The following is a 26,047-nucleotide window of genomic DNA, read 5'->3' as shown; positions in this document are numbered from 1 at the left end:
GCTAGAGGAAATTAACCTCTCTTCTGTCATGGGCGTAACGGTGTCGAATGACGATGTCGATCTGTCGGTCAGCAATATTGTATTGACGGTTGGTAACAGCATGATGGCAGACGATGGTGCTGGTCCATTACTCGCAAAGATGATGAAAGAGAATCCGATAGCGGATTGGAGCGTGCTGGAAGGTGGCTCGATGCCTGAGGATTGCTTACACCTTATTCGTAAAGCAATGCCGAAACGGGTGCTGGTGGTTGATGCTGCAGATATTGGTGAAGAAGCAGGGGAAGTACGAATTATTGATCCTGAGACTATCGTTGATATGTATGTGGTGTCGACCCACAGTTTGCCGTTGAACTTCTTAATCGATGAATTAAAGACTTTTGTACCAGAAGTGATCTTCATTGGTATACAGCCTGCGATTGTTGCTTTTTCATTCCCTTTAACGGAAATGGTACAACAAGGTGTTGAGCAAATTTATCAACAATTACCAACTTGGCAAGGCTCGGGCGGATTCACCCACTGTTAGCAGTAAACTGCGACAGTGACGATGCTTAATCGTTGGCCTGTCGATAAGGTGTCGATGAGATGTGACGAAGTGTGTCGATGATGGTTATCGATACATATCAGACATGTTCATTGCTATAAATAAAGCCTGATTTCGATCAGGCTTTATTTTTTTGTCTTAAATATTAATAGTTTGCGTTTTTGCTGTTCAAGGTGTAAAAACTGGCATAGCTCATGCTTATAAGGTATCGCAATGCGGATATGTATTGCGATGTATCGACATCAACAAGGGATACACCATGAACCGATTTGTTTTTGCAGATCCAAATTTGTGTATTGGATGCCGAACTTGTGAAATCGCTTGTGCGTTATCGCATCAAGCAGAAAATACGGTAGCAGGAATGGCACCATCGGATTTTTCACCACGTTTAACCGTCGTGAAAAATGCCCATGTAACTACGCCTGTAATGTGTCGTCAATGTGATGATGCGCCGTGTGCTCAGGTTTGTCCCAATAACGCCATCGTATTAGAAGATGGTTTTGTCAAAGTGATTCAATCTCGTTGTATCGGTTGTAAAACCTGCGTTATTGCATGCCCCTACGGTGCAATGAATGTGGTGACAACGATGGTTGAAGAGACAAAAGGTGCTGCGTTGTTTACGCGCAAAGTACCGCAAACCCAAGCATTAAAATGTGATTTATGTCATCACCAAGAGTCGGGTCCTTCTTGTGTTCAAGTTTGTCCTACTGGTGCGATTCGAATCATTGAGCCTGAGACGTTGACTGAAACGAGCCAACAAAAACGTGAAGCAGCGGCAATGAGCGCTGTAGTAGCAACAGGTTGCTAAGGTGATTGTTTAATCACAATGCTATTGACGTTTATTATTACAACCTAAGGTTAGTATGAAAAAATCAATTGTTGTTTGTCCCTACTGTGGTACTGGGTGCAAACTAAAATTGGTTGTCGAAAATAACAAAGTAATTGCAGCAGAGCCTGCAGATGGCCGTACCAACGAAGGTCAACTGTGTTTAAAAGGTTACTATGGCTGGGATTTCCTTAACGACACCAATTTATTAACTCCACGCTTGAAGCAACCGATGATCCGCCGTACACGCGATGCTGCGTTAGAAGCGGTTTCATGGGAAGAAGCTATTGATTTTGCCGGCGAAAAGCTAATGGCAATCAAGAAGCAATATGGCCCTGACGCGATCATGACAACGGGTTCTGCGCGCGGTCCAGGTAACGAAGCTAACTATGTGATGCAGAAGCTCGCACGTGCGGTGATAGGGACGAATAACGTCGATCACTGCGCCAGGGTGTGACACGCTCCATCAGTCTCCGGTCTGGAGACAACAGTAGGTAATGGCGCAATGAGTAACGCCATTCCCGAAATTCAAAAAACAAAATGTTTACTCATATTCGGTTACAACGCGGCTGATTCTCACCCAGTTGTAGCAAGGCACATTCTTAAGGCTCGCGCTAATGGTGCGAAGATCATTGTTTGCGACCCACGTAAGATCGAATCTGCACGTGTCGCTGATCAATGGTTAGCGTTGAAGAACGGTTCAAACATGGCACTGGTTAATGCGTTAGCGAATGTCATTATTGAAGAAAACTTATACGACAAAGAGTACGTTGCAAATAACACTGAAGGCTTTGATGCGTTCCGTGAGCTTGTATCTCGTTATACACCTGAAAGTGTTGAAACAACAACAGGCTTAAAAGCGGAAGATATTCGTTTAGCGGCACGTACTTATGCGGCAGCACCTGAAGCGATGATCCTTTGGGGTATGGGTGTTACCCAATACGGACAAGCTGTTGATGTTGTGCGTGGTTTAGCCGGTCTTGCATTATTAACCGGTAACTTTGGTCGTGAAGGTGTAGGTTGTGGTCCTGTTCGTGGACAAAACAACGTACAAGGTACCTGTGATATGGGTATGTTGCCACACCAGTTCCCAGGTTATCAGTCAGTAGAAGATGCCGACATTCGTGCAAAATTTGAAGCGGCTTGGGGTGTACAATTATCTGGTAAGCCGGGTTACCGCTTAACAGAAATTGGTCACAAAGTTGAGGAAGGGATCTGTAAAGCATTTTATGTTTTCGGTGAAGATCCAGCACAAACTGAAGCCGATCTTGCAGCGATGCGTGAAACCATGCGCAAGATGGAATTGGTGATTGTTCAAGATATCTTCATGACACAAACAGCAGAATTTGCTGATGTGATTTTCCCTGCGACAAGCTGGGGTGAGCATGAAGGTGTATACAGTAGCGCCGACCGTGGTTTCCAACGCTTCTATAAAGCGATTACACCACCGGGAGACGTGAAACCTGACTGGGAAATTTTCAGTTTATTAGCAACCCGTATGGGTTACCCAATGTCTTATCAAAATACCCAAGAAATTTGGGATGAGATGCGTCACCTTGCACCACTATATACAGGTGCAACGTACGAGAAGATGGAAGGGTTAAAATCTGTACAGTGGCCATGTCCAACTGAGGATCATCCGGGTACACCTTTCTTGTTTGAAGGTAATAAATTCAGTACACCATCAGGTAAAGGTCAGTTCATTGCTGCGGAATGGCGTGCGCCATTAGAACAACCAGATGCCCAATACCCGTTAGTATTATCTACTGTGCGTGAAGTAGGCCATTACTCTTGTCGTTCAATGACGGGTAACTGTTCTGCATTACAGACATTGGAAGATGAACCGGGTTATGTGCAGATGCACCCGGATGATGCACGTCAGTTAGGTATTGACGATCAACAATTGGTTTGGGTTTCATCACGTCGCGGTAAAGTTATTTCACGTGCAAACTATAATGAGCGTGTAAATAAGGGCGTGGTATACATGACTTACCAATGGTGGATTGGTGCATGTAATGAATTAACCATTGAGCATGTGGATCCAATTTCAAGCACACCTGAATTTAAATATTGTGCCGTTAAGGTAGAAAATATTGAAGATCAGTCATGGGCAGAAAATTACGTACAAACAGAGTACAGTAATTTGAAAGCACGCTTGAAGAGCCATGTTGTTAATGCTTAATAACAAAAAATGAGTGTATTTGTTTATTTTATTATTCAAATAAACCATTAATGAAAATAAGGTTTCCAAGATAGAATATTGTATATTTTAAATTTGGAAACCTTATATTTAATTGCTTTGCTGTATATTGCTACTAGTCATTCATATCGCTCAAATAATTAGCATCTACTCTGTTTTTCATCATTAGTTTGCATTTATATTTATTGTTTATTGATTGATATCAATACTTGGTTACTAAAATGGTTGAGAATTGTATAATAAATGCTTGAATTATTACTCTCTATTCGAGCGACATTATCAGCAAGAGTTAATGCCAACATGGAACGCTTTGAAAGTGATTTGATGACTTTTTCTAAAGCCTTATTATCAATCAATGATATTTCAGGCGTAATGGATTTTCTTAACAATGAAGATCTATTATTTATCAATGTTGAACGTGTGAATCTACTTTTAAAAAATGATCTTGATAGTCAACCAAGCCTTTACTACCTTGATCAAGATAAACAATGTCAGCAATTTGATTACACTGGCTCAAGTATTGGATTGCATGGCGCTACCATGCGTGATTATTGCCATCAGATGGATGGTGAAACGCTATATCAAACTTTTCCTCAGCTAGAAAGTCATCCTGCGTATGACTCGGTTTTTAATTATTGCAAAATACCGCTATCTATTTGTAATCAACCTTTAGGTGCGATTGAATATATTAATCTAACTATGCCTGATGATAGTGAGAGCGAGAAGCAATTCAAATTATTTAATAATATGATTTCAGCAATGATTGAACATATTATAGAGCACCAAACGGCATCAACGTTTACTGAAAAACTAACAACTGAAAAAAACAATTTTCAGGTTCTGGTTGATGTGACGAATACTGTTATAAGTCAAAGTACAAAAAAAGAATTGATAGGTTCATTATTACGCTTTTTATATCAGCATTTTGGTATGACTGATCTATCGATTATTCAATTACAAGATGGGCATTACAATCAACATTCTGCTTGTTTTATTAATAATGAAATTGATTATCAATGTCATTTCTTTACCAATGATAAACTAATTAAAAATGCAATTAAGAATAAACAGCCTGTATTTTTAAATGCGATAGATATTAAGAAAATGCAGGCTGATAATAATAGCCCGTACTTTCCTAGTCGTGTTAAAACCGCTTGTGTTATGCCACTCATATTTAGAGGCATTGCAGTGGGTTATATCAGTTTTATGAAGCCTATTGAAGCGCCATATCAAAATACGGATCTTGAGTTATTTAAACAGATAGCTGCGCGTGTAGCGTTAGCAATGCATAGTATAAAAACACATCAAGCGAGCATTCCTAATCAACCTATTACAAAGTTTGTAAACATCGATGAAGGGATGGGTGAACACGTTATTTTTGACGATATTATTAGTCAAAGTGAAGTGATGAATAAAGTCCTTGAACAAGTTGCCCTTGTTGCTTGTTGTGACAGTACGGTGTTGATTTTAGGCGAGTCGGGGACGGGAAAAGAATTAATTGCTCGTGCTATTCATAAGTTAAGCCTACGCAGCAAAACGGATATGGTGAAGATGAATTGTGCCGCCATTCCTGCTGGTTTATTTGAAAGTGAATTGTTTGGTCATGAACGTGGCGCCTTTACTGGCGCGATTAGCCAGCGTGTTGGTCGTTTTGAGCAAGCGCATAAAGGTACGTTATTTTTAGATGAAATTGGTGATATGCCGTTAGAGCTTCAGCCTAAATTATTACGTGCATTACAAGAAAATGAAATAGAACGTGTGGGTAAGAACGCATTAATCAGTGTTGATGTGCGAATTGTTGTCGCCACGAATGTTGATTTATTACGCCGTGTAGAAGAAAAGAAATTTCGTAATGATCTTTATTACCGTTTGAATGTTTTTCCTATCCAAATTCCGCCATTACGTGAACGTGCCGAAGATATCCCATTATTGGTTAAACATTTTACCCGTGAATTAGCCCAAAAAATGGCCAAAACGATCACCGTAATTGCAGCAGAAGATTTAGCGGTTATGAGCGCATTTCCATGGCCGGGCAACGTTCGTGAATTGCGTAACTTTGTTGAACGCTCTGTGATTTTAACGCGTGGTAATGTGCTTAATGTTCCTGTTCATGAGCTAAAAACAGCGTCTCATTCTGCCTGTGTACCAACCGAGAATGCGCCTTCTGTCGGATTGGTTACCCCTGAAGCTACTGGTGTTATCAATACGCCAGAATCAACAGTGAAAGGTGACGTAGTTAAACCCATTATTAGTAAAGCAGACGTGATTAAAGCATTAAAGGCTTGTCATGGTGTGGTCGCAGGGCCGAATGGTGCGGCAAGCCAATTAGGACTGAAACGGACAACCTTGTTATCTCGAATGCAGAAAATGGGGATTAAGAGCCAAGATTTTCGAGGTGGTATCTGATGCGTTTTATACCAGCCTACATTTTTATTTAATTATAGGATCACTATTTTGACCACTCTTGAGGTGCAATCAACCGATGCCGTTAGTGATGCTTGTCAGCGTCCGATCATTCGCTATCGCAAAGGAGAAAGCGATTTTAGAGAGATGGATTTCATTATTGAAGAAACGCCTGTTGCTCTTGCGTTTAATGGCGTTGCGTACACCGTGATGATGTGTACTCCTCATGATTTAGAGCCGTTTGCGATAGGCTTTTCATTGTCTGAGGGAATTATCGATCATCACCGTGATATTCACGATATACTGATTACCCATCATGATAATGGGATCAATCTTGATATTACAGTTGCAAATCGTTGTGCTGAGCGTTTAAAGCAGAAACGTCGTTCATTAGCGGGTTTAACGGGCTGTGGTATTTGTGGTGAAGAAAAATTGGAAACCGTATGTCGGATGCTAATGCCATTGCCGATGACAGTTGAGTTTGATTTAAGTCATTTAGAACAAGCGTTACAGCAATTACTTCAACACCAAGCACTTAATCAACTCACAGGTGCAGCACACGCGGCGGCATACATCGATGCCAATGGGCAATTAATCGCAACATTTGAAGATGTTGGTCGCCACATCGCGTTAGATAAATTAATTGGTTATATCCATCAACAGCGTTTATCTGGCGGTGCTGTGTTAGTCACCAGTCGCGCTAGTTTTGAAATGGTACAAAAGGCGGCCTCAGCCGGTGTTGAAGTGTTACTTGCCGTATCTTCTGCAACAAAAATGGCTGTCGATTTAGCGGATCGTTTAAATATGACGTTATTAGGGCATTGTCGCCGTGGTCGAGCCGATGCTTATGCTCACCCAGAACGTATTTTTGGCATGATTTGATCTCGTGCTTTCATCGTACTTTACGCTTAGTTATCGCGTGAAGTGTTTTATAACCCTCCGGATTTCCGGTTACTTTTATTAAGAAGATATTAATATGAAAATGAAACATCTAATGTTGGGCTTGCTAACTACTTCTTTTTCTCCTCTTGCTTTAGCACACCCTGGTCACATTGGTCCTCACGCTTCTGCGTTCATGAGTGGTTTTGTTCACCCATTTACTGGCATGGATCACCTAAGTGTTATGGTGGGTGTGGGTCTATTAGCAGCAATGATGGGGGGTAAAGCGATTTCACGTTTACCTCTTGCTTTCATCTCAATCATGATTGTAGGTGCTGCATTAGGTGTATCAGGTGTTGTGATCCCAGGTGTTGAGCTAGCTATTGCAGTGTCTGTGATTGCAATGGGTGGCATGCTATTAGCGGGTGGTCGTATCTCTGCAAAAGTAGCGACAGGTGCAGTAATGGCATTTGCATTATTCCACGGTATGGCTCACGGTATGGAAATGCCTTTAGGCGCTACGGCTGTTGAGTTCTTTATCGGTTTCGTACTCGCAACGGCAATTCTACACGCGTGTGGTGTGGTATTAGGTAAAGCTATCGCGTCTTCAGCTGCTAATCGCCGTGTTACTAATGTCCTAGGTGTCGTTATGGCGGCATTTGGTGGCATCTTAATGCTGTCTTAATTCAGGGCAGTTAGCGTGACAGACAACATTGCACGACAATATATTCATATTACCGGCATTGTACAGGGGGTCGGTTTCCGCCCCTTTGTCTACCAACTAGCGACACAACATGCGCTAGTTGGTTCGGTGATCAATGATTCAGAAGGGGTGAAAATTGATGTGCAAGGCTCTCTTGATACATTAGCTATTTTCACTTCGCAGTTAATTGACCAAGCGCCTCCTTTAAGTCGCATTGATGATGTGGCAATTCGCACTTTATCGCTATGGTCTGAATTGGAAAAGCCGAATACTTTTGATATAGAGCAAAGTCAGTGCGGTGACAGCACAACGGTATCTATTTCACCAGATCAAGGGCTTTGTGATGCTTGTAAGCGGGATATTTCCAATCCAGATTCTCGATACTTCCAATACCCATTTACCAACTGTACCCATTGCGGTCCACGTTACAGCATTATAAAAGCGCTACCTTATGATCGTGCAGCAACCAGTATGCAGGATTTTTCGTTGTGTTCTGATTGTGCCGAGGCATATCAAAATCCAGTCGATCGTCGTTATCATGCTCAGCCCATTAGTTGTGACTGCTGCGGCCCCTGGGTAACGCTTTATGATGCACAGCAGCGAGTGAAATCGAGCGCAGAATTACCACTTGTTGCAACCAAACAAACAGCGATTGAGCAGCTTGCGCAACAGATTAAAGACGGCGAAATTGTTGCAGTTAAAGGCATCGGTGGTTTTCATTTAGTGTGTGATGCCACTAACGCACAAGCAGTGGCGAGTTTACGTAAGCTTAAGCATCGGCAGTCAAAACCGTTAGCCATCATGGCGGCAAGTGATGACATTGCTCAACAATTCGTTGCAGGCTGTGATGCGGAATGGAGAGCATTAGCAGCGCAAGCGAGACCGATTGTTCTTATGAATAAGCGGTTAGATATTGTGGCTGAAGAAGTGACACGAACAGATGGTGTATTAGCTGAAAATGTTGCTCCGAATGTACCGTATCTTGGAATCATGCTGCCGTATACGCCATTGCATTATTTGTTGTTTGATGAATTACAAGCAATAGGTGCGACAAGTGCACTTGTTATGACCAGTGCGAACTTATCAGGTATGCCTATTGCCACTGAGTTAGCTCAAGTCTGTACTCAATTTTCAGGGAAAATCAGTGGTGTTTTAGATCATAATCGTCCGATTGTGAGTGCGTGCGATGATAGCTTGGTACATTATGCTGGTGGAAAGATCCGTGTGCTACGTATGGCAAGAGGCTATGCGCCTGTGAGTCATTTCGGTACAGGTAGTGAACAAAGTACAGGTAATATCACCGTTGCTTTAGGTGCTGAGCAAAAATCAACCATAGGGTTAGCATTACCTCAGCAATGGCTAATATCCCCTTATATTGGTGATTTAGACGATCTCGATACCGAGTTACGTTATCAAGAAACGGTTAACCATTTAACGACGCTTTATAATGTTAAGCCACAGCAAGTGGTGTGTGATAAACACCCTAACTATCATTCCTCTCAATTTGCTGAAAAATACCAAGCCAAAGCCAATTTAGCCGCGCCACTTTTAAAGGTGCAGCACCATCATGCTCATGTATTAGCTGTGATGGCTGAGCATAATTTAACGGAGCAGGTTTTAGGTTTTACCTTTGATGGGACTGGGTGGGGTGACGATTACAGCGTGTGGGGCGGTGAAGTCTTACTTTCTACGCCACAAAATTATCAACGTGTCGGACATTTACGTCAATTTCGCTTAATTGGAGGCGAAAAAGCGATAAAAGAGCCAGCTCGTTTGTTGTTTGCCCTTTTATTGGAATGTTACTCAGTCGATGCGATTAAAGCGATGCAGTTATCAGCCTTTAAAGCGTGGAGTGATATTTATTTCAATAATTTATACCAATTATGGCTAACAGGTAGTCAATCGCCTTATACCTCATCGATGGGACGTTTAATTGATGCGTGGGCAAGTTTGTTAGGTTTAGTTGATCGCGTTGATTATGAAGGTGAGTGCGGGTTGAAACTCGAACAAGCGGCAATGAAAGATCGATGCCATCAACCTATTTCTTTTGCTGTTGATGCTAATGGCGTGATTGATTGGCAACCACTTTTGGAATATGCATTACCACTGTTAAGTTTAGTTGCCGATGATTATCGCCCAGCATGGCGAAATTGTTTGGCGCACAGTTTTATTAGTGCCATTGCGAACGTCATCGTCACCATAGGACAAACGTATAAGCCATTACCGATTGTTTTAGGCGGTGGGGTATTCCAAAACCGTGTATTAGTTGATGAAGTGTTTGAAAAAGCCAGCGCGCACAGTTTATCCCTTTTTTGTGGTGAATCACTCCCTGCTAATGATGCATCTATTTCAGCAGGTCAGTTGTGGTTTGCCATACATCAAAAATAAGAATGAAGAGATCTCGTCATGCATGAATTATCACTGAGTATGAATACGGTAGATACCGTGGTTGAACAGGCGAAAAAGCAAGGCTTTCATCGTGTAACTCGAGTGACATTATCGATTGGGACATTATCGTGTATAGAGCCCCATGCATTGGCAACAGGATTTGAATTTGCAACACGAGGAACGATTGCAGAAGGCGCGAAGTTAGCCATTGAGTCTGTACAAGCTCAAGTTTGGTGTATGGAGTGTCAGCGCTATATCGAAATGGATGAGCGTGGTGTCTGCTGCCCTCATTGCCAAGGTTATCAGCTTAAAGTTGAAACCGGTGACGAATTAATGATTAAAAATATTGAGGTAGAGTAATGTGTAATGTATGCGGCTGCGGAGATAGCCATGTAGAAGGTGTCGATCACCATCATCATGGTTCTCATCACCACGATCATCATGGGCATAGTGATCACAATGACCATCACCATGATCACGCGCACTCCAATGTTCATAAAGCGAGTAATGAACAGCCTGTTGTGATCCATCATCACTACTATCATCAAGGTGATGTTCATCATCATGTGCATTACACGTTACCTGCAACATCGCACCATGAACACAGCCACCCACATCATCAACATTCTCACCATGACCATGCATCGCACGTACATCACAACCATGCTCATGATAGCCATGACCATCATCAGCCTGAAACCTTAGATAAAGGTGATTTGCACTACGGTAAAGGCGAAGCTGAAGTGCATGTGGCTGGGGTTTCTCAACGTCAACTTCTGACGTTAGAGATGGATATTCTAGGTAACAACAATAAACTGGCTGAACATAATCGCGAGCATTTCAAAGCCAATAAACAGCTTGTGCTGAATCTAGTATCAAGCCCAGGCTCTGGTAAAACGACCTTGCTTACTGAAACCCTGATGCAGCTAAAACAGCAGTATCCATGTGCGGTGATCGAAGGGGATCAGCAAACCTCTAACGATGCGGATCGTATTCGTGCTACCCAAGTGCCCGCTATTCAAGTTAATACAGGAAAAGGCTGCCATTTAGATGCACAAATGGTGCACGATGCTTATCATCAATTAGCAATGAATGAGCCAGGTTTCTTGTTTATCGAAAATGTCGGTAACTTGGTGTGCCCTGCGAGTTTTGATTTAGGTGAGGCATGCAAAGTCGCGATTTTGTCTGTTACTGAAGGGGAAGATAAGCCGCTTAAATACCCTAATATGTTTGCTGCCGCTGACTTAATGCTGATCAACAAGGTCGACCTATTGCCGTATGTTGATATCAACATTGAAGATTGTATTGCTAATGCACGAAAAGTGAATCCCAATATTCAGGTCATAAAACTTTCAGCTAAAACGGGTGAAGGGATGGATGCGTGGTTAAATTGGCTGACTGAGCAACTTCAACAACATCAATAGTTATTACGGTTCAGTAGACATTTAAAACCACAGGTTCATGAAAAGTGCCTGTGGTTTTTTATAAAGATGCGCACAAAAGTATGCATTAAAATGTAATGCCCCTTATTTACCTTCCTCTCAATTCACATCCTCTGTGTTTAATTTTGCTATAACTAATCGTTTCATCAATAGTTTACAAGTTAAAGAAATGAGGTGAGATGATGATAAGTGCTACAGGTATTGAGTATCGCTATATAAAGCATCACAGTGCTAAAGATTGTGTAGTGATTAATACGGGAGCTAACGTTACCATTGAAGATAACCGATGGTTACAAGACGAGTTAGCAAAGCGTTACAGTGTACTTTTATTTAATCGAGGTGGTTATGGCAGAAGTCCACTCAATACAAAGGTAAGGACACCAGAGGTTGTATCTCAGGAGTTGCATAGTTTACTTATAGAGTTAGATATTAAAAACGCCATCTTACTTGGTCCGTCCTTGGGTGGACTTTACGGTCGATATTTTAACTATAAATACCCTGATTTAGTTAAAGCCTTGGTGGCTGTTGATTCGCCAATTAGCTTTATTTTTGAGAAAATTGAAGCGCGCCTTCCAAAAGATATTAAGCAATTTGTTCAGCAAGAACTTTCTCTTTTAAAGCCAATAAATCCCGTTGTTGACTCTGAGCTGCTGGAGGTAACTCAACTGGAATTTACGGACTTTTCTTATCACCAAAAGCCGGTATTAAATTTTTATAATACCTATTTAGGCGATGGCGCAGAGTTTGTTAGTCAGTTGATTGTTGATGTTGCTAAGCAAGAAGCAGAAAAAGAAGGTTGCGTTAGATTGGCATTTTCAGCAACAGGACATGATATTATTTCTAATGATTTGGATTTTTTCTTGGCAACATTTCATCGTTTTATCGATGATATAAATAGTGACTCTAAATTTTAAATAACACAGTGACGTTAAGTATCGGCTTTGATTGAAGCCCTGATAAACAGGGCATTATTGCTTACTTTTTATAAATAACAGAAATGATGTCTTCAGGTTGCTGATGATTTAATTGTGCTATTTGTACAATGGACTGCTTAGGATTATCAATTGTAAAACCAGCCAATTTTATTTTATCTACTAAGTTATTAATGGGTTGATGAGTTAGCTCTGACATCAACGTAATTGGAGCATTATCGATAGAATCAAACAAGGCGACAGAGACATTGTTAGACTGTTCGACTTCTTTATCACTTTGGATCATTGCGATACCCAGTAACAAAATAGCCGCCATCATTACAATGTTATTCTTACGTGATAAGTGCTTGATAATTGAGTTCTTATATAAGAAAGCATGCCCGAGAACGGCAATGACCATTAAGATACCAATCCATTCATGCATAAGAACAATATTTTTCGAATTAATATCTAAAAATAGGAGAGAACCAGAAGTTAGCACAAGTAGTGCACAAACGAGTGTTAGTGGTGTCCAGTATTTTTTCATTTGATCTACTTTTAGTGTTTATAAAGACAGAGCAAAAAGTAGCATGATTAAGCTTTGCTCATTTTCGTTTGAGCGCCAATATCATCATTCTTTACGCCATTCCTATGAATAAAGACATTCTCTAAATTGTGTATCTCGAATAAGGTGCAATATTCATTAGCCTGTTGCTAATTGATGCAACTAAGCAAGTTGCGTTAGATTGTTTTTTTTCGATAGGACATGACACAATGGCTAATGATTTGGGCTTTTTATTGGCAACTCTTCATTGTTTTATCAGTGGCTTAATAGCTTCTTAATAGGATATTGCTTCGATAATTAATTTCAGCAATGTTAAATTATCATATGTATTCGTTAAGCGTTATTTTTACAAGGAATTAACGTAATGCTTTATGAGAGTGACTGTCTTCAAAAGAATGATGATGGAGGTTAATTAACACTACCAATTTGTTTTTTTATCTATACAATTCCGCGCAACTTCGCTAATGGCATATCGTTGATATTCATTTTTCGCCTGCAATTAGTGACACATTTTGATGCTATGAATAGTCTACGATGAAAACTAAAATCTTACTGCTTGCTCTACTGCTTTCTGGCTGTGATATGACAGCAACTCCTTTTACTCCACCTTCTACCAATGATATCGAGCAGTGCCAAATTTTGGTAACGAATAAAACGCAATATACTGCTGAAACCATTATTGCTAATGATGTTGATAATCAATCTGAAAGTAATCGAGGCTGGGTGTTTGTCGATCATATAAAGCCGGCACATCGTGGTGATATTAACTTTCGTTGTAATTTAGAGAAAAATAGAGTGGAAGTATGGGCGCCGGGTGCCGCAATGTGGAATGAATTGTAATACTTTCATTGCTAGCGCTTAAAGTGAAGCCTAGCTTTTTGCTTGTATAGTAAAAACAACAGTAAAAAAACGGCGATACCCCAATATCGCCGTTTTTTATTAATCGTTATTTGCCGTTTTTAATCGGTAGTCAACACGCCCAAATTTTTTCTCTGCACTTGCTGTACGCCCAATCATCGCCGTCGTAATTAACATGAATAAAGACGGTAATAACCAACCTGCATGTGCGTTGTAAAGCGGTAATGTATCGCTGAAAAAGTCACCGAGATCTTTTGGCATCTTACCTAAGATATTAATCGCATCAATAGTACCGAAAAGCGTCGCTGTGATCAGAACCGCACTGTGTGTAAGGCGTGAAACGGTAAATGTTGAAGCCGCCAATGATGCTAATACTAATGCGATGGCAACCGGACAAAGTACAAGGATGGCAGGTAAACTTACTTTCAGAATATCGTTTAAACCAAAGTTTGCGATAACCCCTGTTAGCACAACAATGACTGTTGCTGTGAAACCAAACGAAGCTTTAAACGTATCTTGATAATACTCAGCACATGCATTGGTTAAACCCACCGTGGTGGTTAAACATGCCATTAAGATAATAGCGGCTAATAACCATTGACCATAATGACCAAACTCACCTGCAACGTAACGAGTTAAGATCACGCTACCATTAACACCATGTTCAGCAATCGTTGATGATGTTGCGCCTACGTAGCCCATAATGATGTAACAAGACGCCATTAACGTGGCGTAAATTAATGCGACTTTAATAGAAGTTGATGCAATACCTTGTTGTGTTGTAACACCCTTAGCTTTTATTGCATGAATGATCACCCAGCCGAAACCGACAGCAGCAATGGCGTCCATCGTCATGTAACCTTGGATCAAACCACTTGTAACAGCACCGACTTGGTAATCACCAGATGGAGCAGCAGGTGTACCGAGAGGGCTAAGAAATGCTGCTAAGCCTAATCCACATAGTAAAATAATCAGTGCAGGCGTCATGATCTTACCAATGTAAGTCACAAGGTTTCCTGGTTTAAATGCAAGAAATAGGGTAGCGGCAGAAAAAATGATAGAAAAAGCAACCAAATGGTCATGAGTAAAAAATGGTTGAATACCCATTTCATAAGCAACAGTAACGGCGCGAGGCATACCAAATGCAGGGCCAATAGCGGTAAAAAGTAATACCCAAAAAGTTGTACCTAGCCACTTAGGTAAAGCCTTGGTTAAATTATTGGTATTACCAATTCGACCTAGCACAATAATAGTAAATGCGGGTAAGCCTACGGCAGTAATTAAAAATCCGGCCATTGCGGAGGTCAGAGAAGTCCCAGCATCTAATCCCATTGCTGGTGGAAAGATCAAGTTACCTGCACCAAGAAAGAGGGCAAATGTTGTGAGACCGAGTACGAAGATGTCTTGTGTTTTCAAATGTAGTTCCTGCATTTTTGAAGTTATAGACAACCATCGCGATTAATGCGCAATGCGTTAAACGTCCATGATTGAAATCGTATTCCGCAGGTTTGCTGAAAGAAGATATTTGACTTGATAGTATCCTCCGCCAGCTCGGCTGACGGAAGCTTGCCCGCCAGCCTAGCGAATAATCACTAGGATAATAGCGGTAATAATTCGTGTTGTATGTTTTATATCAACAACAGAAGCCTCGCTCCAATTAGTAAATTGGCTCGATGCTAAGTTTTTTCGTGTTTTATGTTCGCAAAGTGCTGAATACATAACTTAACAACTTCTGTTTTGTGATTGAATTAACGCTTACAACATATAAAGAAAATATAGAGTTGTAAACGATTTTTTTATGGTATGCGTTTTATTGCGACTAAGTAAAAGCAATTAACTAAATAAAATCATATTGATAGTTAAATATGTGAGTGCTAGTGCCAGGTTTTGTATTTTTATGCTTCGATATAATAATTGAAAGCAGTGGTAACGCTGATATTGAAGCTATACCAATGGCATAGCTTCAATTTTAGTATCAGTAGGTAGCAACTGTATTTCGATTACGTTGAATAATATGGGTCACTTTACTGATACAAATGGTTACTAGAACAGGGAGTAGCCATGACGCATGAGCATTAAACAAAGGTAACCATGCTGTTAGATCTTGATGCATAGCGGAAGGGATCTTACCTAAAATGTTTAGTGCATCAATACTGCCAAATAACGTGGCGATAATGACGATCAGTGTTTGGCTCATCGAGAATTTACGCTTTGCGTTACTCACAGTGTTCGGCATAAAAATAATGGCGATGATGAGTGATACTGCGATAGGGCATAAAATCAAAATAGCAGGTAGGCTGACTTCAATAATCGTTTCTAAGCCAACATTAGAGATAATGGCTGTTAAGCTCATGATCACAACGGCACTGATTTTAAAAGGGATGTTATAAGTATTTTTGTAGTATTCGCTATTTGCATTGGTTAAGCCAATAGTTGTGGTTAAACAAGCCATTAAAGTGATAGTTGCTAATAAAATTTGTCCAAATGTACCAAACTCACCAGCAGCATAGCGTGTTAGAATTTCACCGCCATTGGTTGAGTTGGGAGCAATCGAAGAGGACGTTGCACCTAAATAACCCATAGCTAAATAACACAAAGACATCAGTAATGCGTAGATACCAGCAATACGTAATGTGTAGTAAGAAATCGCTTTATTACAGCTAATACCCGTACTACGAATCGTTTGAATAATCACCCAACCAAATGCGACCGCTGCGATAGCATCTAATGTCATATAACCTTGGATCATACCGTTAACCGTCGGTGCTGCTTTATAAACAGCAATGGCATCTGTCGGAGAGCCTAATGGGTTAATCAAAGCGGCAATCACTAAGACCGCTAGCATCACGATTAATGCAGGCGTCATTACTTTACCAATATAGCTAACTAACTTACCGGGCTTCAGTGCCAAAATTAAGGTTAATAAGCAAAATAGCACTGAAAACAGCATTAACCCGTTACCGTGGTAGAAAGGTTTAACACCCATTTCATACGCCACAGTTACCGCTCGAGGTAGAACAAAGGCTGGCCCCAGAGTCGTTAATACTAAAAACCAGAAAGTACGATCCATCCAATGTGGTAATGAGGCAGTGAGTTTATCTGCAGATGACAGTCGACCTAAAACGATCAGTGTTAAGGCGGGTAAACCAACGGCGGTTAGTAGGAAGCCTACTATGGCAATTAACCAGTTTTCACCGGCTTGTTGTGCCATCATAGGGGGGAAAATAAGGTTTCCTGCCCCTAAAAATAAGGCAAAAGTCATAAATCCAATGGCGGCAAGTTCTCTTCTCTTCAAACGGCGTACCTTCTACATGAATGGTCAGTTTGGCTGGAAGATAAAAAGGAGAGTTAACATATCCGCCAGCAATAGTAACTGACGAATAAGCTTAAACGTCAGCGTTATTTGACGACGACGACAGAGACAAGCGCAATAGTATTCATAACAAATACAGTAGAAGATACTGCTAAATTGTTGTGCTTAACTGAATACATAAGTGATGCGCTCGAATGAAATAATTGACCTAAAACTAAAGCTATTTAAGATGATTGTAAAGTGATATTCGGTAATTATTCGTATTTAATACGGAATGTATAATGTATGTATCGCGAATATAGAATAAAAATTCGCGATACATATCCGTTATTAGATTTAACCTGTTGTTTTTAAGCTAATATTTTTTCAAGTTCAGCCAGTGTTGAAACTTGATAAGTTGGCTTTATAGTATCTGGCAATAATTGATTTTGATGATTAAACCAGCATGTGTCTAAACCTGCATTGATACCGCCTAAGATATCTGATTGCGGGTTATCACCGACCATAAGTACAGAAGTAGGTGCAGGGTTGCCCATTTTTTCAAGACTATAATCAAATATACGGCGATCGGGTTTAGCGACGCCGACCTGCTCTGAAATAACGAGCAGATCAAAATAATCGGCTAGTCCTGTTTTTTCTAAGCGGATTTTTTGCAGTGCAGTAAAGCCATTAGTAATGATGCCTAATTTAACTCGACCATTAAGAGATCGAATCAGTGATGTTGTCCCCGGTAATACTTCGCAAATATCAGCCATTGCTTGCATGTAATCATCATTAAGCTGTTGTTCTGTTGTTTTTAGTTTTTTTGCCCACTCCCGAAAACGTGTTTGCTGAAGTTCACTGGCTGAAATATCGCCATTTTGATATTGCACCCATAGCGGGCGGTTAATTAATTCATATTGTTTGAAGTCAGCGTCACTAAAGGCGATATCATAACGAGAAAACATGAGCTGTAGCCCTTTAAAAGCATCAAAATAGAACAGGGTCTCATCAGCATCAAAAAGAATCCAATCGTATTTCATATGTATTATTGCCTTATAATATCTATCTATAGTCATCGAATAGCGCGCATATTACACTATAGTGAATGAATAAAAAGAGTGATTTTAGGTGAGAGTAATTTAAACGATCTTATGCCCTCAAAGTTAATCTAATCATATTTGGTATATAAGTTTCTTATGATTTTATAAACTTCCTGACAAAGAATTGAACTTCGTTAGTGGATACCTGTCTACACTTACCAATTATAAGTATTTACTATTTTTAAAAGTATAGGGGCTCTTAATGGGTATTTTATCTTGGATTATTCTTGGTTTAATTGCTGGTGCATTGGCAAAGTTTTTAATGCCTGGTAAAGATGGCGGTGGTTGGATTGTAACAATGGCATTGGGTATTGGCGGTGCATTTGTTGGTGGTTTTGTGGGTAAATTTATTGGTTTAGGTCATGCAACAGGTGTAAACATTGGTAGCATTATTACCGCTACCTTGGGTGCATTTATTATTCTGTTTATCTATAACCGTTTTATTCGTTAATCTAATGTAATAATACATTATAAAAGCGAGAAATTACCGCTAATATGACGGGTGATTTCTCGCTTTTTTCATTTTAGCTACTAAATGCTAAATGCTGCTCCGCCCCCCGAAGCATCGCATGTATTAATTCATTTGCTTCAAATTTTGTCAGTGCTTCTTGAGCACCAACTTGGTGTGCTTGAGACACACTTATTTCACTTGAAAGGGAGGTGTGTAAAATAATATAGGTTGAGACGAGCGCATCGGTGTTTTTGACATTGAATGCCAGCTCATACCCATCTAACCCTGGCATTTCGATATCACTAACCAAAATATGGAACGGATCGTTTGCTTGCGCAGCCGTTTGCATCATATTAAAAGCATCTTGCCCATTTTTGGCAACAAAGTAGGGCACACTGATACTATCAAGTGCTTGAGTTAATTGTTTTCTGGCGACGGCTGAGTCATCAACTAATAAGATTTTTAACGGACGTAAAATCTCACGTTCAATATCGGTAAGAGTAGGCAATAACGTTGAAGGATCATCTGGAAATATTTTAGAGAGAAGCAATTCAACATCTAGTAGTTGAATCAACTTATCTGCATCGCGCATAACACCAGTGACAAAAATATCGCTACCTAAATGTTGGGGAGGTGCTTCAATATTTTGCCAGTTACACTCGGTGATCCGTTCAATACCTCTGACTAAAAATCCAACTAACTTACGACGACAATCTGTAATGATAATAAAGCAACGTTGGCGCTCTTCAAGACTGATAGCGGGATAACCAATTGCTTTGGCCATATCAATAACAGGAACAGTGTCGCCACGTAATGTAGTGGTGCCAAGTACGGTTGGGTGAGATTTTGGGATAACACTTAAATTTGTATAGGGTACGATTTCACGGACTTTAAGCGTACCAATCGCAAAGCTTTGTAGTGTGGACAGCTTAAAAAGTAACATCCCTTGTGATGCATTCGTTGCATTCTTTATCATACCGAATCCATTGCATAGATAATTTATGTTAATAATTCATTATAATAACACTATCGTAATTTATACCAAACGTTTATAAATAAAAATTCACAATTAATATATTAGTAAATTTCGATATTGATTATCTTTTTTCTGTCTTAACTGGTTTTCTATGCGTTCGAAATAAAGGACATCAAATTGTTTTTATCAATGAAAACTTGAAGCATGAGCTGATTTTTCATATTAATGTTGATTAATTAGGTATGACGTATAAAGAAGTGATGTCGAATAATATTCTTTCATCCGATTTTATAACTTACCTTAACCATCATAGTTTAGCGACTGATGTGAGAGAAGATTCACAGCAAAGATTACTGAATGAAAATAAAAGGATAATACTCTCTATTTTGATATCATGGAATTTGACGCAATTATAAACACAGAAACTTTTTATTATACAGTTGAAAAGATATTACTTGCCTTTATAGAGAGAAAAAGCAATATCAGCATATCTCATTAATTGGTGAATTTAGTGGTTTATATAATAAGCGATTTATCAATAACTATTGTTTAACAAAAAATCTTAATTATCATTGATTTAGATAGATTTAAGCATGCAATTATAATCATAACGATATAAAAGTGATGAATTAATTAAAAAATCATCTTCATTGTTGTGTTCAACTTTTTATTCGGAGGGCTCAGCTATTCGTTATGGTGGAGTGAATTTGTTTTCATTACTGAAAAATAATTCCTTGGGAATTAAATACATAATAAATTTTATTAATGAAAAATAAGTTATGCTTTTAGTGACTGACTATTTAGTTATGGTACTGAAAGTTATCAAGGTGAACTTATTAAGATAATGAATGTTATAGATAAAAAAATGTATGAGAATAAGAAAGCAAAATTGTAAAATAATTTACCTTGAATGAATTTAATTATTTGAGGTCTTGTTCATCTTCGATTAATTTAAGAGACATAATATATCTGTTACAGGTTATGCGTGGTCAACCAGTATTTTTGACCTTTTAAATTATGTCACTGTGCATAGAGGATATTTTATGAAACGTTCTATTCTAGCATTTGCAGGTATTGCCGCTGTAGCATGTATGAGTACTGCTGTGTGGGCTGCTAATAATACCACTGAAACTATCAAGCTATATCAAGAGCCTAATGTATCAGCTAAGGTAATTGAAACGATAAAAACAGATGTACCTTTGATCACTATCTATAAAAATGAGGGTTGGTCAAAAGTCGGTGATCCAAGTAATGGTCAAACGGGTTGGATTCAAACAGTTGATTTGAAGAATGTAGATAGTGCATCAGCTAATGTACAACCAAACCAAACGACAAAAACGGTAAAAACCGATAATGGTGAAAAAACGGTTACTAAAGGGACAGTGCAGACTCCACAGGGCCCAATGAATTATGAGATTGTTCAATTTCAATCCAAAGGTGATAACGCCAAAGTAGATAAAGCATTCTTTAAACAGTTGCAGCAACAACAAATTGAAATGAATAATGTATTTGCAAACTCATGGAATGATATGGGGGGTATGCAAATGAATATGTCTAACTTAATGGCAAAACAACAGCAGCAAATGATGGAAATGCAAAAACAATTTCAGCAACTTACGCAGCAAACAACCGCGCCTTCCAATCATAAAATTGAATTAAAAGATGCAACACCAGCGCAGGTACAGCCAGCAGCGAAATAAGCTTATTTTTAGTTAAGCAAGAAAGCCTCCAATAGCTTTAACTCATAGAGTATAAAGGTTATTGGAGGCTTTTTTTTACTGAAATTAACAAGCCGTTTATGCAAAGCTCAGGTTTCAGATTGATTGAGGTGCTTGATTTGCTGGAATAGTTCATCAGCTTCTGCTGTTAAGCGGGAATAGGTTCTGATATCGCCATTCCTTTGAGCATGCATGGCTTCTTCAAGTAGCATTGAGTGGCGTTTCTTTAATTTTTTAGCGGGATTATTTTTAAACCAAGAAAACATGTATATAACTCCAATAATTATATTTATATCGTATACGCAGTATGCGTAATAAAAGATTAATTAAGCTAGAGACTAACTTTAATTATGTTAAGATTTTGAATAGTAAGCGTTATTATTTTTTATTGTTTGTCTTATCTCGATTGGGAATACTACTGTGTTAATTGATATTCACTGCCATTTAGAAGGTGTATTAGCGGTCGATAGGGAACGGTTTTTTAAGCAAAACGGCAAAATAGGTGCCGTATCTATGACTAAGGCAAGTGCGTTAGAGTTGATACGCTTAAAACAACAATATTCAGAGCAGATTTATCTCTTTCTTGGTATTCACCCTGAGAAAGATGTCAGTGAACAAGAGATCCAAGCTGTTATTGATCTGATATACCAACATCGTCATTTATTATCTGGTATTGGTGAAATCGGCATTCCTTTTTTCTACTTAGACGAGAAAACAAAGCAAGAAAAACACCTTATTAAACAGCGCGGAAGTGAACGCTTAGCCCGTTTTGTTAAGATTGCAGCAGAGCTAAAACTACCTGTCAATTTGCATGTGGTAGAAGATGATATTCATTATGCGCTGCCTATTTTAAATACCTATCAAATCAAAGGGGCGTTGTTCCATTGGTATGAAGGCAGTGACGAAGACCTCGCCTTACTTCATCAACAAGCGCATTTCATTTCAGTAAGTCCTTGGATCTTTGTCGATCCTCATTACTTAGAGTTTGTTAAGAAAATTCCGCTTGATATGCTGTTGGTGGAGTCTGATTCGCCGTGTAAATACAATGGTGTGGAGGGGGAGCCAAATATGATCAATCAAGTGATTGACGTATTAGCAGAGCATCATCAATTATCACGGGATGTAATGGCGACACTAATCCATGAAAATACCCAACGCTTTCTGAGAATTTGAATCTGATGGTTTGCAGGTTGTTTTTGAGTGCGGATATCTAGTTGACATATGAAAAGCAAAGCCGCCTTTAATATATTAAATCATGGAATATATGAAAGGCGGCTTTTATTGTGCTGTGTTTAGCAAAGTAGAGGGTTGCGCTTGGTCGCTTTAAGTACCCCAAGTTTGCTTAATAACTGTTTTTCAATACGATTCGGTGAGCGTCTGAAATAGAACAAATACTCGGTCATAACAGTCAGTTCTGCTTTTTCATTAACCGTTAACGCATCTACGCTTGCTAGTAACAAATCAACAGACTCAAGCTCTGTTATTTCACATTGTTTCTTTTTATGAAGTTGCTCATAGAAGAACTCTAAATTGATATCACATTCTTGTTTATAGCTCTGTCTTACCGCAATTAAACGGAGTAAAGCAATAATGTAAGCTTGGCTCATCTCTTTAGCTTCAAGTTCTGCTAACTGGTTAAGTACGTACACGCGTGCCGAAATACGTAATCGCACTTCGCTAAGGGCTTTTTGTTGTACCCATGCGTCCCAAAACCCCGTAATTAAGGTAGAAACCAACGGAATGTAAACACGCACGCTACTACGTGATAGTGATTTTTGTAGTAATGCCTTGATAATAAAATTACTGAGTATGTCTTTACCGGTATACAAGGCAACTTTGATATAGCGAAATTTACTAAACTGTTTATAAGGTTTTATTCCATGAATATTCTCAACGGGCTCTGACAGCTCCATAACCGCACGCACTAATGATGCTTTCATTCTGTCACAAAACTGGTATTTAGCTGACGCACGATTGATGAGAATTGCGGTGGTAATAAATCCAACCTCAAATAGTAAAAATAATTCTAAGCTGATAAATACAATGTTAATAACAACGAGTCTTAGTAGGTTATCTAAGGCTAACCAGTTTTCTCCGAGTAACTCTAAATAGATTTCGAAAGAAACGATAAAAAAGGTTGTGATGAATCCAATAAAAAAAGAAAGCACAACACATAACTGACACAGTTTTTTATCATTTATTGTTTTAAAGAGACCCTGAGTTATGGGTAAATAACGCTCAACACGTTTGAGTCCCCAGTTTTCAATTTTTGCTTCAATCATGTTGAATATATCAAGCTCTTATAGAACATAATAATAGGTGAGCATTTTAATTTGTTGAGGGTGAAACACATAACTAATTTCTATAAGCGGATTAAAAATACGCAGTTAGAAAAAATATCTAACTGCGATTTAAAATAATGAGTTGCTTTTAACGCATAATCACTCAAGAAAAAGAATACAATGAAACAATGTTTATTGTAAGTGCTGCGTTAATTGCTACTTAGCAAGAAAACCAACGTGTGATAATTGTTTTTTTGCTGATTGTTCTGATGACTCATTTGATGATATTGGCGGTGTTTGTTCTGGCGTTTTCGCTGCTCGAGGAAGTAGACGGAACACGGGTTGACCATCTTCTTTTCTCACAAAAGCAACATCACGATAAAGTAGCTCGTTATCACTCTTAATGGCATCTAATTGTTGATCTTTAATCAGTGATAATGGGCCAATCATGGCTGTACAGTGATAGATTTTATGCTCGTAGTTATTAAATAATTTACAAGGTTGATCGAGTACAAAAGTTTCACCTGGTTCTAAATGACGGCTGTTTTCTACTGCGCGGTTGATGTCCGAGATGCTAGCAAATACTGTTGTTGATAAGCTTAATAACACAATACTCGCTAGCCTTGCTAAGGGATATTTCGATTTAAAAGTAGGCATAATGATTATCCAAACAAAAAGCCAATACCTTATTCATTTCGACTAAAATATTGGCTTTATTAGTATGATGGCTATTAAGACGGGAGTGTACTTCCGTCATGGGAAAATAAAAAGACAATTATCACAACGTCGTTTTTATTTACCACCGAGTGTTTGTTCTATAATCCAAACCCCGCCTAATTTTCTGAGTCTACAGCCCGTGAGATGCTAGCAAGTTATGGGTGTACATTGAGATACTAGCCCAGATTCGGGTGAACCAGCCGCCTTGCTGAACACTGTTGAGCGCGACAAGTGGTTCGGTTTTAATAACTTTGCCATTATAAGTGACAGTCATTTCACCTAACTTTTCACCCTTATCAACCGGTGCTTTGATGTCATGGTCAAATTGGAGATCAGTTTTCAGACCTTTTTCATCAACACTTGAAGGAAGAACCAAGGTTAATGGCTTCTCAAGACCTAAAGAGACTTTATCTTGTTGTCCTCCCCAAACGTGTTGTTCAGAAAGTTTGCTGTTTGCTGCATATAAAGTGTCTTGCTTGAAGAAGCGGAAGCCATAATTGAATAGCCCTTTGCTTTGCGCTGCGACATCATTCAGTGATTGCGTGCCCAGAACAACCGCAACCAACTTCATTGGGTTATCTGGCATTTGAGCAGAGCTTACCAGAGAGTACCCAGCGGCTTCTGTACTACCCGTTTTCATACCCGTCGCATATTGATAAGTGAACAATAAGCGATTGAAATTTGGTTGGCGGATATGATTGTATTCAAAATACTTCTGACTGAAAAAATGAAAGTATTGAGGGTAGTCGTTCATGATGTGCTCTCCGAGAAGACCAAGATCATAAGCGGTTGAGAAATGTGCAGGTGCTGGCAGACCCATAACAGTGGTGAAGTGGGTATTGTGCATACCTAACTTCACTGCCGTCGCGTTCATCATCGAAACGAATGAAGATTGCGATCCCGCGACGTAATTAGCCAGTGTTACAGCGGCATCGTTCCCCGATTCAACAATCACACCCTGAATAAGATCTTTCACTGACACATAAGAACCGGGCTTCAAGAACATTCTTGAACCACCAGTGCGCCACGCGACTTCTGGTACGAGTACTTTTGAGTCAAGTGAGATTACACCGTCAGCCAGTTTTTGCTCAACAATGTACATTAGCATTAACTTCGTGGTGCTGGCTGGAGCCATACGCATGTTGCCATTGTTGGATGCAATAATTTGTCCAGTGTTGGCATCGATTAAAATGAACGCCCGTGCTTTAAGACTAGGTGGGAATACGCCTGTCTGAGCCCACTTCTGTACCATAGTTTGTGGGATCCCATTCGCACCGCCGGCTTCTGCTGGAGCAGGAGGCACTTGCACATTTTCTGGGATATTGACTTTTACGTCGATAGCACCAAAGTTATTAAGTGGAGCTTTTGCTTCTTTGTATTGTGTTGCCGCATAGTAATCACTATCAGGCATGGTGTTCGCCGCATCGTTGCTAGGCGTGGCAAATACTGTACTGGAGGAAAATAATGCAGCGATTGCTACTGCTAAGGAAAGCTGTTTAATAGTTGTCATAAGGGTTTTAAATTTACAGTTATTCACAAAAAGCGCGATATAAAAAAGCGATTAGATTGGATACTGACTTCAGCAGGTAATTACTGCCCGTTGAGTCTATCCATCACTACCACGGCAATGGTGAGTGCTTTTCCGTTCTATTCAGCTTTACGATGACTTTGGTCACGGACCGCATTATCCATAATGATGTCCTGAGCGAGTGACCTGAATACTGTTGATAGCTATAACCAATCATGGTGCTTAAGCCCTGCCTTCTCAGCAAGTCATGCGTTCCCCGTATTG

Annotated in this window: 23 protein-coding genes; 14 read left to right on the top strand and 9 right to left on the bottom strand. The window is 39.5% G+C overall.

What is annotated here, in order from left to right; translation table 11 throughout:
* The first annotated feature begins 28 nt into the window (after nt 1–28).
* From hycI to C9J45_RS18765, 10 genes are all read left to right on the top strand, one after another.
* A complete protein-coding gene (gene hycI, locus C9J45_RS18810) occupies nt 29–523 on the top strand; it encodes a hydrogenase maturation peptidase HycI (protein ID WP_107206800.1) in 495 nt (164 codons plus the stop codon).
* 277 nt (nt 524–800) lie between these two features.
* Nucleotides 801–1,349: a 4Fe-4S binding protein gene (locus tag C9J45_RS18805; RefSeq protein ID WP_107246240.1), complete on the top strand. Its 549-nt coding sequence runs from the start codon at nt 801–803 to the stop codon at nt 1,347–1,349.
* A 55-nt stretch (nt 1,350–1,404) separates the two neighbouring features.
* The gene (fdhF, locus tag C9J45_RS18800; RefSeq protein ID WP_107206726.1) at nt 1,405–3,549 is read left to right on the top strand and encodes a formate dehydrogenase subunit alpha; all 2,145 of its coding nucleotides are present in this window, start codon (nt 1,405–1,407) and stop codon (nt 3,547–3,549) included.
* Between the two features lie 261 nt (nt 3,550–3,810).
* Nucleotides 3,811–5,973 carry a sigma 54-interacting transcriptional regulator gene (locus C9J45_RS18795; protein WP_107292867.1) on the top strand — a complete coding sequence of 721 codons (2,163 nt, stop codon included), beginning with the start codon at nt 3,811–3,813 and terminating at the stop codon, nt 5,971–5,973.
* Between the two features lie 48 nt (nt 5,974–6,021).
* Nucleotides 6,022–6,852 carry a formate dehydrogenase accessory sulfurtransferase FdhD gene (gene fdhD / locus C9J45_RS18790; RefSeq protein WP_107292866.1) on the top strand — a complete coding sequence of 277 codons (831 nt, stop codon included), beginning with the start codon at nt 6,022–6,024 and terminating at the stop codon, nt 6,850–6,852.
* A gap of 94 nt (nt 6,853–6,946) precedes the next feature.
* A complete protein-coding gene (locus C9J45_RS18785) occupies nt 6,947–7,534 on the top strand; it encodes a HupE/UreJ family protein (protein ID WP_107246235.1) in 588 nt (195 codons plus the stop codon).
* Nucleotides 7,535–7,549: 15 nt separating this feature from the next.
* Entirely contained in the window at nt 7,550–9,940 is a 2,391-nt protein-coding gene (gene hypF / locus C9J45_RS18780; RefSeq protein WP_107292865.1) for a carbamoyltransferase HypF, read from the top strand.
* Between the two features lie 18 nt (nt 9,941–9,958).
* Nucleotides 9,959–10,300, top strand: coding sequence for a hydrogenase maturation nickel metallochaperone HypA (hypA, locus tag C9J45_RS18775; protein ID WP_045128683.1), 342 nt, complete (start codon nt 9,959–9,961; stop codon nt 10,298–10,300).
* A complete protein-coding gene (hypB, locus tag C9J45_RS18770; protein ID WP_107246232.1) occupies nt 10,300–11,364 on the top strand; it encodes a hydrogenase nickel incorporation protein HypB in 1,065 nt (354 codons plus the stop codon). The genes hypA and hypB overlap by 1 nt, the downstream gene beginning before the upstream one ends.
* A 197-nt stretch (nt 11,365–11,561) precedes the next feature.
* On the top strand, nt 11,562–12,296 hold the full coding sequence (locus C9J45_RS18765) for an alpha/beta fold hydrolase (RefSeq protein WP_107246230.1): 735 nt from the start codon (nt 11,562–11,564) through the stop codon (nt 12,294–12,296).
* A gap of 61 nt (nt 12,297–12,357) precedes the next feature.
* Here the strand turns inward: C9J45_RS18765 and C9J45_RS18760 are convergent, their stop codons facing one another.
* Nucleotides 12,358–12,840 (bottom strand): hypothetical protein, encoded by a 483-nt coding sequence (locus tag C9J45_RS18760; RefSeq protein ID WP_107206719.1) that lies wholly within the window; start codon nt 12,838–12,840, stop codon nt 12,358–12,360.
* Between the two features lie 552 nt (nt 12,841–13,392).
* On the opposite strand from C9J45_RS18760, the gene C9J45_RS18755 reads away from it, so the two are divergent.
* The gene (locus C9J45_RS18755; protein WP_107206718.1) at nt 13,393–13,698 is read left to right on the top strand and encodes a hypothetical protein; all 306 of its coding nucleotides are present in this window, start codon (nt 13,393–13,395) and stop codon (nt 13,696–13,698) included.
* Nucleotides 13,699–13,797: 99 nt separating this feature from the next.
* Here C9J45_RS18755 and brnQ (C9J45_RS18750) read toward each other — a convergent pair whose 3' ends face one another.
* The 3 genes from brnQ (C9J45_RS18750) to yjjG all read right to left on the bottom strand — a co-directional run bounded on the left by brnQ (C9J45_RS18750) (nt 13,798) and on the right by yjjG (nt 18,051).
* Nucleotides 13,798–15,132, bottom strand: coding sequence for a branched-chain amino acid transport system II carrier protein (brnQ, locus tag C9J45_RS18750; RefSeq protein WP_107261243.1), 1,335 nt, complete (start codon nt 15,130–15,132; stop codon nt 13,798–13,800).
* Nucleotides 15,133–15,691: 559 nt separating this feature from the next.
* Entirely contained in the window at nt 15,692–17,011 is a 1,320-nt protein-coding gene (brnQ, locus tag C9J45_RS18745; RefSeq protein ID WP_107206716.1) for a branched-chain amino acid transport system II carrier protein, read from the bottom strand.
* 368 nt (nt 17,012–17,379) lie between these two features.
* Nucleotides 17,380–18,051 (bottom strand): pyrimidine 5'-nucleotidase, encoded by a 672-nt coding sequence (yjjG, locus tag C9J45_RS18740; protein ID WP_107206715.1) that lies wholly within the window; start codon nt 18,049–18,051, stop codon nt 17,380–17,382.
* A 262-nt stretch (nt 18,052–18,313) separates the two neighbouring features.
* On the opposite strand from yjjG, the gene C9J45_RS18735 reads away from it, so the two are divergent.
* The gene (locus tag C9J45_RS18735; protein ID WP_105062604.1) at nt 18,314–18,562 is read left to right on the top strand and encodes a GlsB/YeaQ/YmgE family stress response membrane protein; all 249 of its coding nucleotides are present in this window, start codon (nt 18,314–18,316) and stop codon (nt 18,560–18,562) included.
* A 73-nt stretch (nt 18,563–18,635) separates the two neighbouring features.
* Here C9J45_RS18735 and C9J45_RS18730 read toward each other — a convergent pair whose 3' ends face one another.
* Entirely contained in the window at nt 18,636–19,538 is a 903-nt protein-coding gene (locus C9J45_RS18730; RefSeq protein WP_107206714.1) for a chemotaxis protein, read from the bottom strand.
* A 1,043-nt stretch (nt 19,539–20,581) separates the two neighbouring features.
* Here C9J45_RS18730 and C9J45_RS18725 point away from each other — a divergent pair.
* Nucleotides 20,582–21,238 carry an SH3 domain-containing protein gene (locus C9J45_RS18725; RefSeq protein ID WP_107206713.1) on the top strand — a complete coding sequence of 219 codons (657 nt, stop codon included), beginning with the start codon at nt 20,582–20,584 and terminating at the stop codon, nt 21,236–21,238.
* A 107-nt stretch (nt 21,239–21,345) separates the two neighbouring features.
* Here the strand turns inward: C9J45_RS18725 and C9J45_RS18720 are convergent, their stop codons facing one another.
* A complete protein-coding gene (locus C9J45_RS18720) occupies nt 21,346–21,522 on the bottom strand; it encodes a DUF6435 family protein (protein ID WP_006644842.1) in 177 nt (58 codons plus the stop codon).
* Between the two features lie 154 nt (nt 21,523–21,676).
* Between C9J45_RS18720 and C9J45_RS18715 the strand changes: the two genes are divergently transcribed.
* Nucleotides 21,677–22,429: a TatD family hydrolase gene (locus C9J45_RS18715; RefSeq protein ID WP_107206712.1), complete on the top strand. Its 753-nt coding sequence runs from the start codon at nt 21,677–21,679 to the stop codon at nt 22,427–22,429.
* Nucleotides 22,430–22,548: 119 nt separating this feature from the next.
* Here the strand turns inward: C9J45_RS18715 and C9J45_RS18710 are convergent, their stop codons facing one another.
* The 3 genes from C9J45_RS18710 to C9J45_RS18700 form a co-directional block, all read right to left on the bottom strand.
* Nucleotides 22,549–23,538 (bottom strand): hypothetical protein, encoded by a 990-nt coding sequence (locus tag C9J45_RS18710; protein ID WP_107206711.1) that lies wholly within the window; start codon nt 23,536–23,538, stop codon nt 22,549–22,551.
* Nucleotides 23,539–23,754: 216 nt separating this feature from the next.
* A complete protein-coding gene (locus tag C9J45_RS18705) occupies nt 23,755–24,195 on the bottom strand; it encodes a hypothetical protein (RefSeq protein WP_107206710.1) in 441 nt (146 codons plus the stop codon).
* A gap of 190 nt (nt 24,196–24,385) precedes the next feature.
* Complete coding sequence (locus C9J45_RS18700; RefSeq protein WP_107206799.1) at nt 24,386–25,765, bottom strand: D-alanyl-D-alanine carboxypeptidase family protein; 1,380 nt, start codon at nt 25,763–25,765, stop codon at nt 24,386–24,388.
* Nucleotides 25,766–26,047 lie beyond the last annotated feature (282 nt).

It is taken from the genome of Photobacterium sp. GB-1 (genome assembly GCF_003026165.1).
GTDB lineage: Bacteria > Pseudomonadota > Gammaproteobacteria > Enterobacterales > Vibrionaceae > Photobacterium.
Note: the sequence above shows the minus strand (reverse complement) of the source record. Positions and strands in the feature narration are given on the sequence as shown.

Coding starts and splice junctions, on each gene's coding strand:
- C9J45_RS18785 (WP_107246235.1), top strand. CDS start 6,947: ATGAAAATGAAACATCTAATGTTGGGCTTGCTAACTACTTCTTTTTCT.
- C9J45_RS18720 (WP_006644842.1), bottom strand. CDS start 21,522: ATGTTTTCTTGGTTTAAAAATAATCCCGCTAAAAAATTAAAGAAACGC.
- C9J45_RS18765 (WP_107246230.1), top strand. CDS start 11,562: ATGATGATAAGTGCTACAGGTATTGAGTATCGCTATATAAAGCATCAC.
- C9J45_RS18735 (WP_105062604.1), top strand. CDS start 18,314: ATGGGTATTTTATCTTGGATTATTCTTGGTTTAATTGCTGGTGCATTG.
- C9J45_RS18705 (WP_107206710.1), bottom strand. CDS start 24,195: ATGCCTACTTTTAAATCGAAATATCCCTTAGCAAGGCTAGCGAGTATT.
- hypA (WP_045128683.1), top strand. CDS start 9,959: ATGCATGAATTATCACTGAGTATGAATACGGTAGATACCGTGGTTGAA.
- C9J45_RS18755 (WP_107206718.1), top strand. CDS start 13,393: ATGAAAACTAAAATCTTACTGCTTGCTCTACTGCTTTCTGGCTGTGAT.
- C9J45_RS18805 (WP_107246240.1), top strand. CDS start 801: ATGAACCGATTTGTTTTTGCAGATCCAAATTTGTGTATTGGATGCCGA.
- hypB (WP_107246232.1), top strand. CDS start 10,300: ATGTGTAATGTATGCGGCTGCGGAGATAGCCATGTAGAAGGTGTCGAT.
- C9J45_RS18730 (WP_107206714.1), bottom strand. CDS start 19,538: ATGATAAAGAATGCAACGAATGCATCACAAGGGATGTTACTTTTTAAG.
- yjjG (WP_107206715.1), bottom strand. CDS start 18,051: ATGAAATACGATTGGATTCTTTTTGATGCTGATGAGACCCTGTTCTAT.
- C9J45_RS18725 (WP_107206713.1), top strand. CDS start 20,582: ATGAAACGTTCTATTCTAGCATTTGCAGGTATTGCCGCTGTAGCATGT.
- C9J45_RS18795 (WP_107292867.1), top strand. CDS start 3,811: ATGCTTGAATTATTACTCTCTATTCGAGCGACATTATCAGCAAGAGTT.
- C9J45_RS18760 (WP_107206719.1), bottom strand. CDS start 12,840: ATGAAAAAATACTGGACACCACTAACACTCGTTTGTGCACTACTTGTG.
- hycI (WP_107206800.1), top strand. CDS start 29: ATGGGCGTAACGGTGTCGAATGACGATGTCGATCTGTCGGTCAGCAAT.
- C9J45_RS18700 (WP_107206799.1), bottom strand. CDS start 25,765: ATGACAACTATTAAACAGCTTTCCTTAGCAGTAGCAATCGCTGCATTA.
- C9J45_RS18710 (WP_107206711.1), bottom strand. CDS start 23,538: ATGATTGAAGCAAAAATTGAAAACTGGGGACTCAAACGTGTTGAGCGT.